At 59.9% G+C, this 11,418-nt stretch carries 11 protein-coding genes; 3 read left to right on the top strand and 8 right to left on the bottom strand.

Going from position 1 to position 11,418, the window contains the following annotated elements; genetic code table 11:
* Positions 1–3: 3 nt before the first annotated feature.
* From glp to HHJ17_RS05550, 4 genes are read right to left on the bottom strand one after another with little or no spacing between them, the layout of a single operon-like run.
* On the bottom strand, positions 4–1,398 hold the full coding sequence (glp, locus tag HHJ17_RS05565) for a gephyrin-like molybdotransferase Glp (RefSeq protein WP_296498720.1): 1,395 nt from the start codon (positions 1,396–1,398) through the stop codon (positions 4–6).
* Positions 1,399–1,400: 2 nt separating this feature from the next.
* Positions 1,401–2,030: a molybdenum cofactor guanylyltransferase MobA gene (gene mobA / locus HHJ17_RS05560; protein WP_296498718.1), complete on the bottom strand. Its 630-nt coding sequence runs from the start codon at positions 2,028–2,030 to the stop codon at positions 1,401–1,403.
* Between the two features lies 1 nt (position 2,031).
* On the bottom strand, positions 2,032–3,192 hold the full coding sequence (gene moaA / locus HHJ17_RS05555; protein WP_296505206.1) for a GTP 3',8-cyclase MoaA: 1,161 nt from the start codon (positions 3,190–3,192) through the stop codon (positions 2,032–2,034).
* Between the two features lie 26 nt (positions 3,193–3,218).
* Complete coding sequence (locus tag HHJ17_RS05550; RefSeq protein ID WP_296505204.1) at positions 3,219–3,980, bottom strand: SDR family oxidoreductase; 762 nt, start codon at positions 3,978–3,980, stop codon at positions 3,219–3,221.
* A 176-nt stretch (positions 3,981–4,156) separates the two neighbouring features.
* Between HHJ17_RS05550 and HHJ17_RS05545 the strand changes: the two genes are divergently transcribed.
* Positions 4,157–4,981 carry an HDOD domain-containing protein gene (locus HHJ17_RS05545; RefSeq protein WP_296505203.1) on the top strand — a complete coding sequence of 275 codons (825 nt, stop codon included), beginning with the start codon at positions 4,157–4,159 and terminating at the stop codon, positions 4,979–4,981.
* Positions 4,982–4,996: 15 nt separating this feature from the next.
* Here HHJ17_RS05545 and HHJ17_RS05540 read toward each other — a convergent pair whose 3' ends face one another.
* The 4 genes from HHJ17_RS05540 to HHJ17_RS05525 all read right to left on the bottom strand — a co-directional run bounded on the left by HHJ17_RS05540 (position 4,997) and on the right by HHJ17_RS05525 (position 9,872).
* Positions 4,997–5,566, bottom strand: a complete 570-nt coding sequence (locus HHJ17_RS05540) for a hypothetical protein (protein WP_296505201.1) — start codon at positions 5,564–5,566, stop codon at positions 4,997–4,999.
* Positions 5,567–5,623: 57 nt separating this feature from the next.
* Complete coding sequence (locus HHJ17_RS05535; protein WP_296505199.1) at positions 5,624–7,057, bottom strand: aldehyde dehydrogenase family protein; 1,434 nt, start codon at positions 7,055–7,057, stop codon at positions 5,624–5,626.
* Between the two features lie 45 nt (positions 7,058–7,102).
* Positions 7,103–7,678 carry a hypothetical protein gene (locus HHJ17_RS05530; protein WP_296498703.1) on the bottom strand — a complete coding sequence of 192 codons (576 nt, stop codon included), beginning with the start codon at positions 7,676–7,678 and terminating at the stop codon, positions 7,103–7,105.
* A 124-nt stretch (positions 7,679–7,802) separates the two neighbouring features.
* Positions 7,803–9,872: a sodium-translocating pyrophosphatase gene (locus HHJ17_RS05525; protein WP_296498700.1), complete on the bottom strand. Its 2,070-nt coding sequence runs from the start codon at positions 9,870–9,872 to the stop codon at positions 7,803–7,805.
* Positions 9,873–10,097: 225 nt separating this feature from the next.
* Here HHJ17_RS05525 and ppa point away from each other — a divergent pair, with 225 nt between their 5' ends.
* The gene (gene ppa / locus HHJ17_RS05520) at positions 10,098–10,634 is read left to right on the top strand and encodes an inorganic diphosphatase (RefSeq protein WP_296498698.1); all 537 of its coding nucleotides are present in this window, start codon (positions 10,098–10,100) and stop codon (positions 10,632–10,634) included.
* A gap of 192 nt (positions 10,635–10,826) precedes the next feature.
* On the top strand, positions 10,827–11,345 hold the full coding sequence (locus HHJ17_RS05515; protein ID WP_296498695.1) for a chemotaxis protein CheW: 519 nt from the start codon (positions 10,827–10,829) through the stop codon (positions 11,343–11,345).
* Positions 11,346–11,418 lie beyond the last annotated feature (73 nt).

The raw sequence follows: 11,418 nt of genomic DNA, 5'->3' as shown, positions 1-11,418 counted from the left end.
CGGTCAGATCACGCCGTCAAACATCATCACATCGACTTCATCGCCCGGGGCAACGTTGCCCTGAGCGTGGTGCAGCACGATCAGGCCGTTCGCCTGCACCATGGAGCTCAGCACGCCGGAGCCCTGATTGCCGGTGGTTTTGACCCGCAGTGAGCCGTCCGGCGCGTTGCTGACGGTGCCGCGCTGGTACTCGGTGCGCCCCGGTTTTTTGCGAATTGCTTCACCACTGCGCGCTTTGAGCAAAGGCGGTGGCGTAGCGGTGTTGCCCATCATTTGCAGCAGGGCCGGGCGCACGAACGCGAGAAAGGTGACCATGACGGCCACCGGATTGCCGGGCAGGCCAAACAGCACCGCCGTTTCGGCGGCTGTTGACTCACTCTCTTTTTGATAGCTGTTAGCGCTTATATCGCGGGGGCTAGCGCTCGATTTGTCTTTAAGAATGCGGCCTACCGCCATCGGGCGACCGGGTCGCATGGCAATCTTCCAGAAGGCGACACCGCCGGCGTCACCGCCCAGTTTTTTCATCATGGCTTTGGTGTAATCGGCTTCCCCGACACTGACGCCGCCGCTGGTGATGATGGCATCCGCTTCGGCGGCGGCACGGCGGAAGGCCGCTTCCAGCAGCGCCGGCTCGTCGCGCACCACGCCCAGGTCGATGACCTCGCACCCCAGCCGGGTCAGCAGGCCAAACACGGTGTAGCGGTTGCTGTCATAGACGGCGCCTTCGCGCGGTGCTTCGCCCAGGCTCAGAATCTCGTCGCCGGTCGAGAAGTAGGCGACCCGCAGTTTGCGCCACACCGCCACCTGTTCAATGCCCAAACTGGCCAGTAGCCCAAGCGCAGCGGGCGAGAGTAGCTCACCTTTTTGTAGCGCGGGCTGGCCCTGCAGCAGGTCTTCGCCCAGCTTGCGCCGGTTGTCGCCGAGGCTGAGCAAGCCGGCCGGGATGACGATGAACTCGTTGGGGGTCGAAGTCTCATTCGTCAGACCCGCTGCGGCAGGGCTGCGGGTGACAAACTCTTGCGGCACCACGGTGTCCAGCCCGTGGGGCAGAATCGCGCCGGTCATGATCTTCACGCATTCACCCGGCCCAACCCGGCCCGGCCAGGCTTTGCCGGCCAAGGCGGTGCCCATGACCTGCAAGTTCAAGGACGTTTGTGCCGACAGCTGGGCGCCGTCAAAGGCATAGCCATCCATGGCCGAGTTGTCGTGCGGCGGCACGCTGATGGGCGAGATCACGTCTTGCGCCAGCACGCGCCCCAGTGCCTGAAAAATACCGACAGTTTCCTGGCTTGTCACGGGCTCCACCAGCCGGGCCAAAAAAGCGCTGACGGTGGTGGCGCTCAAGGCTTGCGGGTCGTAGCCTTCCAGCTCTTGCGCGATGCTGTCGATGGTTTTCATGCTCAGGTGTTTTCCAGTTGGCGCAGTTCGGCCAGCGTATTGGCGTTGCAGAAGGCCTGCGGGTCGTCGTCCGGTAAGTTAAACGGCACGACCACTGTTTTGTGCAGGGCGGTCCAGGCGTCAATCTTGCGGCCGCCGTCCTGGGTGAACTGAATCAGGCTTTCCAGCAACTCGACGCGCAGCAGGCAAAAAACGGGCTGGTTGCGAATCTGCAGCTGGCCGTTCTGGTCGACTTCAGGGGCTGCCGCCATCGCGATGTCGGCATCTTCGGCCTCCAGGGCCTGCGCCAGTCGCGGCACCAGATCGAGCGGCAACAACGGTGTGTCGCACGGCACGGTGACCAAAAAGGGCGTTTCACAGCGCTCCAGCCCCGTCATGAAGCCGGCCAGTGGCCCGGCGTAGTCGGCCAGGCTATCGGGCCAGACCGAGGCGCCAAACGATTCATAGGCGGCCAGATTGCGGTTGGCGTTGATCATGATCTGACCCACCCCGCCGCCCATCTGCAGGCGCGTCAGGGTGTGCAGCGCCAACGGCATGCCGTTGAAGGTTTGCAGGCCCTTGTCGACGCCCCCCATGCGGGAGCCGCGGCCGCCGGCCAGAACCAGGCCGGTAATGTCATTTGGGTTGATCAATTCAGCCTCCGATGTAACTCATTTCAACGCGGTGCATGCCACTTCCCGCATCCGGGGCCAGGGCGCTGCGCAACTCGGAATAACGGTCCGTGCGGCCGGCCCAGATATGCCCGACGGCAGAGGCCAGGTCGGCCTCCGACGCTTCAGCGCGGAGGAGGGCGCGCAAGTCGTAACCCTGGGCTGCAAACAGGCACAGGTAGACCTTGCCTTCGGTCGACAGCCGGGCGCGGTTGCAGTCACCGCAAAAGGCTTGCGTCACACTGCTGATGACGCCGATTTCACCCAAGGCTTTGTCGTGCTGGCCGCCGGCGTCGGCATAACCCCAGCGCTCGGCGGTTTCGCCGGAATTGCTGGGTTCCAGTTGCACCAGCGGTAACTCGGCATGTATGAGTTGCACCACCTCGGCGGACGGCATCACCTCGTTCATGCGCCAGCCATTGGTGGCGCCGACGTCCATGTACTCAATAAAGCGCAGCACAATGCCCGAGCCCATGAAACGCCGTGCCATCGGCAAAATCTGATGTTCGTTGGTGCCGCGCTTGACCACCATGTTGATTTTGATCGGCCCCAGGCCGGCCGCCTGCGCGGCCTCAATCCCGGCCAGCACGTCGGCCACCGGAAAGTCGACATCGTTCATGCTGCGAAACACGGCGTCATCCAGACCGTCCAGGCTGACGGTGACGCGTTGCAGGCCCGCCGCCTTGAGCGCCCGCGCTTTGCGGGCCAGCAACGAGCCGTTGGTGGTGAGTGTCAGGTCCAGCGGACGACCTTCCACCGTGCGCAGGGCCGACAACTGTTCAATCAGCAACTCGATATTTTTGCGTAGCAATGGCTCGCCACCGGTGAGGCGGATCTTTTGCACCCCATGCGCCACAAACACCTTGGCCAGGCGGGTGATTTCTTCAAATGACAACAGGGCGCTGTGCGGCAGGTAGCTGTAGTCTTTGTCAAAGACTTCTTTGGGCATGCAGTAGTTGCAGCGAAAGTTGCAGCGGTCCGTCACGCTGATGCGCAAATCGCGCAAGGGGCGCTGTTGCGTGTCGGTCAGCAGGCCATTGGCGACGATCTGGGTGTCAGCTGCGAAGGCCGCCGCCGGGGTGCGCAGTGACGCGGAGCGCAGGTCAACCAGCGGCACGATGCGAGGAGTTTTACGTTCAGTCATAAATGGCTTTGCGAGTGGCGTGAGGGTTAAACACAGCGGGCACCGTCAACCTCAAGGCACACGCCGCTGATAAAGGCAGCTTCGTCGCTGGCCAGGTACAAAACGGCATTGGCCACGTCCAGCGCCGTGGAAAAGCGGCCCAGCGGAATGCTGGCGCGGAACTGGGCTTTCCGTTCTTCGGTCAGCGGGCCACCGGCAAATTCGGCCGCCAGTCCGGTGTCCGGGTTAAAGACCGGGTTGATGCAGTTGACGCGGATGTTGTCCGGCCCCAATTCCGCGGCCAGCGACTTGGAGGTGGTGATCACCGCGCCCTTGGAGCCGTTGTACCAGGTCAGGCCGGGACGGGGACGCACGCCCGCAGTGGAGGCGATGTTGATGAAGCTGCCGCCGCCGTGGGCGCGGAAGACGGGTGTGGCATGGATGGTGGCGAGGTAAATGCTCTTGACGTTGACGGCGTAGCACTTGTCAAATTCGTCTTCGGTCACTTCGAGCGCCGGGCGATTGCGGTGTGTCCAGCCCGCGTTGTTGACCATCACGTCCAGCCTGCCATGGCGCTGCACGGCGGCGGCCACCAGGGCCCGAACGTCGTCGGATTGGGTCACGTCAGCCGCAAAGAAGGAAGCCGTGCCGCCTGCCGCGACGATGTCAGCGACGACTTTTTCGCCCAAGGCGGCATTGATGTCGTTGACGATCACTTTGGCGCCTTCGGCGGCCAGCCGTTTGGCGATTCCTTCGCCAATGCCGCCACCAGAACCGGTCACGATGATGGATTTGTCTTGTACGCGCATGGTCAGGTGCCTGGATACGTTGTGTGAGGAGGTGACGGGTCATACAGGCGTCATCACCACGCACTTGAGTGGCCGGCCAATGCTGTATTCAAGCCGGATTTTGGCACGTTTTCAGAGGGCGGGCTTGACCGATAATCGTTAACCTTTCTCAATTCGAACCACAGGCGCCGTCATTGATGACTCTCGAAGAATTGCTTGCTTCCAACGGGGCACTGCCCAGCATCCCGAAAATCATTGCCTTGCTGCTCAATGAACTGGATCAGACGGAGCCCGATCTACGCAAAATCACCCAGTTGATCAATACCGACCCGGTGCTTGCCTCGCGCTTGCTGCGATTGGCCAACTCGGCGCAATTTCAGTTTTCCAGCAAGATCAGCAGCGCGTCAGAGGCGCTGGCGCTCATGGGGCTTGATCAGGTTCGGTCCCTGACCACCGCCGCGGCCGTGGTCGGCGCATTCACGGCGATCCCGGGGATCGATATGCATCAATTCTGGCGCTACAGCCTGAATGTGGCCAAGTTGGCGCGCATTCTGGGGGGCATGATTCGACAAAACCAGTCGGCCGCCTTCACCGCCGGTTTGATCCATGCCATCGGTGAACTGGTCATGCACCTGGGGCTGTCAAAAGAATTGGCCAAACTGGGCCAGCAGGTGCCGCCGCTCGGTATGAAACGCGCTTCGGCCGAGCGCAAATTATTGGGTTATTGCTATGCCGATGTCGGGGCTGGTTTTGCCCGCAATTGGCAGTTTCCACAACCCATTGTGGACGCGCTAGAGCACCAATGCCAGCCTTTTGAAAATGATGTGTATGAGCCGATGGCCGGTATTCTTCATGTCGCCGCGTGGCGTGCCCGTGCCAAGGAGGCCAACTATGACGAGCAGGATTTGATTGACCATTTTCCGGATGTGGTTGCGCTAACCCTGGGCATCGACATCGATATGGCGCTCCAGCAGGAGCCGATTGACTGGACCTCCAAAGCGGAGGTTGCCGTTCTGATTTGAAGTGAAGCCGCGTGCTTACTGCAGCGGACTCATCTGGGTTGCTGAAAAGTCGGGCGACGGCGCTGGAGTACCGGATGGCGAAGGACTAAGCGCGGGGGCGTTCGGCGCGCGCCGGCTGCTGCGCCGGTCCAGCACGGACGCCGGCACTTCATTGGCCGGCGGCAGGGTACTTTGCAGCCAAACCTTCGGGTCTGGCATCGCTACGGCAGGACAGCCACTGTCGGGCGTAAAACGCCACGAAACAATGTACCTGGAATGGTCCACCGACGGGTCAAACCGGTCCAGTCCGTGCAGCAGTTGCTGCTGCAATGCGGTTGCATAACGCAGCAGTTGCTCGTTCCATTTCATGACGACCAACTGGATATGCAACTCTTCGTCGCCGGGGGCTCGCGCGATGAGGATGACCTCGCAGGCGAGCCAGTTGAGCGGAATGCCGTGAAGCCGCAGGGTGTCTTTCAAAACAACCCGGATTAGTTCACGTTGCACATTGCTGTGCTGCTGGGAACCGCTGGGTGTCACGGAAATCGGCGAAACGCTGGACGGGGGCTCGTTTTTTGGATGCTTTTTATTCAGAAAGTCAAACATGGTTTATCTCAGGCGCGTGGTCGGCTGAATCTCTTTAGTTGGTTGATTTTACCTTGATTACCCGTGCTTGATCGCCACTGTCTTGAGGGTGGTGAAGCCATGAAGTGCCTCAACCCCTTTTTCGCGCCCGTAGCCACTGGATTTAATGCCGCCAAAAGGCAACTCCACACCACCGCCCGCACCGTAGTTGTTGATGAAAACCTGGCCGCTGCGGATGCGCCGGGCCATGCGAAACTGCCGGGCGCCGTCAGCGGTCCAGACGCCCGCCACCAGACCGAACGGGGTGGCATTCGCCATTTCCACCGCGTGGTCTTCGTCACGAAACGACATGGCAACGAGGACCGGGCCAAACACCTCTTCCTGTGCCAGTCGGTGTGTCACCGGCACATCACGCAGCAGGGTCGGGGCCTGGTAGAAGCCGGTTTGTGGCGCTTCCTCGACGACTTTGCCCTGGGCCACCATCGTGATATTGGCCACTTGGGCGTCGCTCAAGAAATCCCAGACACGCTGCTGCTGTTGCTGGCGAATCAAGGGGCCCAAGTCGAGGTCCATCGCGGCCGGGCCGACGCGCAGGTTTTCAAAGGCTTGGCCCAAACGCTCCAGCAACGGTTCGTAAATGGCCAGATCCACCAGCAGGCGTGAGCCAGCGGAACAGGTTTGCCCTGAATTTTGCACAATGCCACTGATGATGGCGGGAACCGCCGCCTCCAGATCGGCATCGGCAAAGACGATCTGCGGGCTTTTGCCACCCAGCTCCAGCGTGACCGGGCAGTGGCGCTGTGCCGCGACCTGCTGGATCAGGGTGCCGATTGCCGGGCTACCGGTGAAGCTGATGTGGTCAATACCGGGGTGGCGTGCCAAGGCGTCGCCCACTTCATGGCCGTAGCCGGTCACGATGTTGATGACGCCGGCCGGAAAGCCCACTTCAGCGGCCAGTTGCGCCACCCGGAGAAGTGACAGGCAGGCGTCCTCCGCCGGTTTGACCACGCACACATTGCCGGCCGCCAAAGCACCGCCCACACTGCGGCCAAAAATCTGCATCGGGTAGTTCCACGGAATGATGTGGCCGGTGACACCATGCGGCTCGCGCCAGGTCAGCACGCTGTAGCCATCCAGGTAGGGAATGGTCTCACCATGCAGCTTGTCACAGGCGCCGGCATAAAACTCGAAGTAGCGGGCCAGGGCGGCCGCATCAGCGCGGGCCTGTTTGGTGGGCTTGCCGCAGTCGCGTTGTTCGATGGCGCTCAGCTCGTCCGCATGTTCGGTGATTTTGAGGGAGAGGCGCATGAGCAGGCGACCCCGCTCGGCGGCACTGAACTTGTGCCAGACGGCCTCCAGGCCCTGGCGCGCGGCGCGCACCGCAAGGTCCAGGTCTGCCGCGTTGCTGCGCTGGATTTCGTCATAAGGCTGCCCATCCGAGGGGTCCAGCATGGCAATGGTGCGACCGGACGAGGACGGGGTGCAAGCGTTGGCGATGTAATTAAATTGCATAAACCGGATTCTCTGCCAAAAGCAGAGCGCCGCGCCTGGACTGGTTTATGGGTTGACAATTATGGCCGGCCCCATCTCCTGCAGCGGACCCAGCGGGTTGGTGCTGACCTCTTTCTCGTTGACGCTGGGCTGTCCGCCCCAGGCGCGGTAGACGACCACGTCGTTCACCAGCAAGATCAATGCGTTGAAGCGCCAGCCGGTGGTTTCGGCGTGGCGAGAAAAATTGGTGAAATCTGCCAAGAAATTGCCGGTGCGCTTCTTGTTGATGCGCGAAGCAGTCATCTCCCAGCCGCGACAGGCATCACGCGCTTCCAGGCAGGCCAAGACGCCCGGATCAAGGTCTTCCCGTTTGAGCAGGGCGCTTGGAACGAAGCGCCGCACAACGTCGGCCTGGGTCAGGATGGTGATGTTGGGCTGCTGCGTCGGATCAATCCCCAGTCTGGACAATTCGGCGACATTGCTTTTCATCGGAACCAGTCCGTCGATCGCGTTGCGCGCTTCCTCGAAGCTTTTGAACGAAGACGATTCGTTGCGGGCGCGGGGCAGCAAGGAAGAGCAGCCTCCCATCAACAACGCCAGTAACAACAGGCCTCCGCCACGAATGAGATTGCGATGGTTCAAGCGTGCACCTTTTAATTTATTCAAATTTAATGTAAGTGACGGCTGGCTTGCCGCCTTTGATATTCATCAGGGGCCGACAATGAAAAAAGCCCGCCAAAGCGGGCTCTTGCGCACGGTGTACGGATCAGCCGCCGTGGATTTTCATCATGACCGGCACAATCAGCAGCGCCACAATGTTGATGATCTTGATGAGCGGGTTGATCGCCGGACCGGCCGTGTCTTTGTACGGGTCACCCACGGTATCACCGGTGACGGCCGCTTTGTGGGTGTCGGAGCCTTTGCCGCCATAGTTGCCGTCTTCGATGTACTTTTTGGCGTTGTCCCAGGCGCCGCCGCCAGTGCACATCGAGATGGCCACGAACAGGCCGGTCACGATGGTGCCCATCAGCAAACCGCCCAAAGCCGCCGGGCCGAGCACCAGGCCCACCAGAATCGGCACCACCACCGGCAGCAGCGATGGAATCATCATTTCCTTGATGGCGGCCGTGGTCAGCATGTCCACCGCTTTGCCGTATTCGGGCTTGGCCGTGCCTTCCATGATGCCCTTGATTTCGCGGAACTGGCGCCGTACTTCAACCACCACCGCGCCGGCAGCGCGGCCCACGGCTTCCATCGCCATGGCGCCAAACAGGTAGGGAATCATGCCGCCGATGAACAGGCCAATGATGACCATTGGGTTGCTCAAGTCGAAGCTGATGACCTTGCCGTAGGCTTCCAGTTTGTGTGTGTAGTCGGCAAACAGGACCAAAGCGGCCAACCCGGCGGAGCCAATGGCATAGCCTTTGGTGACGGCCTTGGTGGTATTGCCCACTGCATCCAGTGGGTCGGTGATGTCGCGCACGCTCTTGGGCATTTCTGCCATTTCAGCAATACCGCCGGCGTTGTCGGTGATGGGGCCGTAAGCGTCCAGCGCAACCACGATGCCGGCCATGCTCAACATGGAAGTGGCGGCAATCGCAATGCCGTACAGACCGGCCAGTGCATAGGCGGTCCAAATGGCCACGCACACAAAAATCACCGGCCAGGCGGTGGAGCGCATCGAGACCCCCAAGCCGGCAATGATGTTGGTGCCGTGACCGGTGGTGGAGGCTTGTGCGATGTGCTGCACCGGGGCGTACTGCGTGCCGGTGTAGTACTCGGTGATCCAGACCAAAGCCGCGGTCAGTACCAGACCGACGGCGCAGGCCCCAAAGAGCTTCATCTGGCTACCGGAGACGGCAATCGCGTTGTCAGGTATCAGCCACGTCGTGACAAAGTAAAAGGCGATCAGCGACAAACCACCTGCCACCGCCAACCCCTTGTACAGCGCTGGCATCACATTTTTCATGCCGGGCGAGGCTTTGACGAAAAAGCAGCCAATGATGGAGGCCACGATCGATACCGCGCCCAAGGCCAACGGATAGACCACAGCGTTGGTACCGGCACCAGTGATCAGCAGAGCGCCGAGAATCATCGTGGCAATCAGCGTCACGGCGTAGGTTTCAAACAGGTCCGCCGCCATACCGGCGCAGTCGCCCACGTTATCTCCGACGTTGTCGGCAATCACCGCCGGGTTGCGCGGGTCGTCCTCGGGAATGCCGGCTTCGACCTTGCCCACCAAGTCAGCGCCGACGTCTGCACCTTTGGTAAAAATGCCGCCGCCCAGTCGGGCAAAAATGGAAATCAACGATGCGCCAAAGGCAAAGCCGATCAGCGGGTTGAGCAGTTGCGCCAGGTTTTTGTCCGGTGTGAGGTTGCCGTTGCCGACCAAAAACCAGTAAAAACCGGTTACGCCCAGCAGGCCCAAGCCCACCACCAACATGCCAGTGATTGCACCACCGCGAAAGGCGACGTCCAGTGCCGGGCCAATGCCTTTGGTGGCAGCCTGGGCGGTGCGCACATTGGCGCGAACCGAAACATTCATGCCAATAAAGCCGCAAGCGCCTGACAGGCCGGCGCCGATCACAAAGCCAACTGCGCTTAAAGAGTCAAGAAAGAAGAAAATCAGAATCGCCAGCACCACGCCTACGATGGCGATGGTCTTGTACTGTCGAGCCAGATAGGCCGCAGCACCGGTTTGGATCGCGGCTGCAATTTCTTGCATTCGCGCATTGCCAGCATCCTGGGAAAGAATCCAGCTGCGTGCCCAAAAGCCGTAAGCCACGGCTATGAACCCACAAACAAGCGCCAAAATCAGCGCTGAGTGCTCCATCATATGAATCTCCTATCGTTGTTTCGCGAGGTAGTGGTGCAACGCAAGCGGCACCACCGCTGCGTTGCTTCCTCGCAGAAACATCAACAGATGATGGATGCAGACGATTGGCCAACAAACTTACTGTAACGTGAAAAAAGCCGGTTCCCGGATTCAGCAAGTGGCGAGTAAGTAAAATCGTGGTTAATCCATCACTGTTACTGATTTAACTCAATCCAAAGAACCATCATGTCCCTTGACAACGTTACCCCCGGCAAAAACGTCCCTGAATCCTTCAATGTGATCATCGAAATTCCGATGAACGCTGATCCCGTCAAGTACGAAGTGGACAAAGCCACTGGCGCCATTTTTGTGGACCGCTTCATGAGCACCGCCATGCACTACCCCACCAACTATGGTTATGTGCCCAAAACCATCAGCGGCGACGGCGACCCGGTGGACGTGTTGGTGATCACGCCCGTGCCCCTGATCCCCGGTGTGGTGGTGACCTGCCGCGCTATCGGCATTCTGAAGATGGACGATGAAGCCGGCGAAGATGGCAAGGTGCTGGCCGTGCCCATCGACAAGGTGCTGTCGCTCTACAGCCGCTGGCAAAAGCCGGAGGACTTGAGCCCCGTGCGTCTGAAAACCATCGCCCACTTCTTTGAGCATTACAAAGATCTGGAAGAAGGCAAGTGGGTCAAGGTCAAGGGTTGGGAAGATGCGGAGTCTGCCAAGAAAGAAATCATGGACGGCATGGCCAACTACAACAAAGCACAAGAATAATTCATGTATTTTTAGCCTCTAGCCCCCGTCTGGTGGACGTGAGTAGCTATCAATAAAGAAGCGCCTGCGGTGTTGCCACCAGCAGGCGTTTTTTTGTCTGAACGTCTGTGATTGGGCGTTGTGCCGGCAACTGGAGATTCTTCTTGCCCGTGTATCATGCTTTGACTCATACGCAACAAAGAAATCGAAGCCATGGAAACGATGCAGAAAAAAGCCACCAACGCCTTTCAATCCGGCGCGCCCGCAACACAAATTGTGGCGGATGGCGGTCAATATCTCACTTTGCGGCTCGGCAGCGAAGAGTACGCCATTGATATCTTGCGTGTGCAGGAAATCCGTTCGTATGAAGAGCCGACCCGCATGGTGAATGCACCCGCGTTCATCAAAGGCGTGATCAATTTGCGCGGTGTCATCGTGCCGATTGTGGATTTGCGTCTCAAACTCAATATCGACAAGGTCGAGTACAACGAATTCACCGTTGTCATTATTTTGAACGTGCGGGGCACGGTCATCGGCGCGGTGGTGGACGCGGTGTCGGACGTGGTGACGCTGACGTCACAGTCCATCAAACCGGCGCCCCAGTTCGATACCGCCATTGATTCCCGCTTTATTACCGGCTTGGCCAACGTGGGCGACCGCATGTTGATTGTGATGAACATGGAGGCGTTGCTGAGTAACGCTGAAATGGGCATGATGTCAGCGGCAATGTAGTCGAGCAATGTCGGCATTCCTGACGCGTTGTTGGACAGGCTGCCGATACTTAAGCCAGCCCGCGCAGCCGTTC

It is taken from the genome of Rhodoferax sp., from assembly GCF_012927445.1.
GTDB lineage: Bacteria > Pseudomonadota > Gammaproteobacteria > Burkholderiales > Burkholderiaceae_C > Rhodoferax.
Note: the sequence above shows the minus strand (reverse complement) of the source record. Positions and strands in the feature narration are given on the sequence as shown.

What these genes read in the sequence shown, in the direction of transcription:
- glp (WP_296498720.1), bottom strand. Translation starts at nt 1,398, where the DNA reads ATGAAAACCATCGACAGCATCGCGCAAGAGCTGGAAGGCTACGACCCG.
- moaA (WP_296505206.1), bottom strand. Translation starts at nt 3,192, where the DNA reads ATGACTGAACGTAAAACTCCTCGCATCGTGCCGCTGGTTGACCTGCGC.
- HHJ17_RS05550 (WP_296505204.1), bottom strand. Translation starts at nt 3,980, where the DNA reads ATGCGCGTACAAGACAAATCCATCATCGTGACCGGTTCTGGTGGCGGC.
- HHJ17_RS05545 (WP_296505203.1), top strand. Translation starts at nt 4,157, where the DNA reads ATGACTCTCGAAGAATTGCTTGCTTCCAACGGGGCACTGCCCAGCATC.
- HHJ17_RS05540 (WP_296505201.1), bottom strand. Translation starts at nt 5,566, where the DNA reads ATGTTTGACTTTCTGAATAAAAAGCATCCAAAAAACGAGCCCCCGTCC.
- HHJ17_RS05535 (WP_296505199.1), bottom strand. Translation starts at nt 7,057, where the DNA reads ATGCAATTTAATTACATCGCCAACGCTTGCACCCCGTCCTCGTCCGGT.
- HHJ17_RS05525 (WP_296498700.1), bottom strand. Translation starts at nt 9,872, where the DNA reads ATGATGGAGCACTCAGCGCTGATTTTGGCGCTTGTTTGTGGGTTCATA.
- ppa (WP_296498698.1), top strand. Translation starts at nt 10,098, where the DNA reads ATGTCCCTTGACAACGTTACCCCCGGCAAAAACGTCCCTGAATCCTTC.
- HHJ17_RS05515 (WP_296498695.1), top strand. Translation starts at nt 10,827, where the DNA reads ATGGAAACGATGCAGAAAAAAGCCACCAACGCCTTTCAATCCGGCGCG.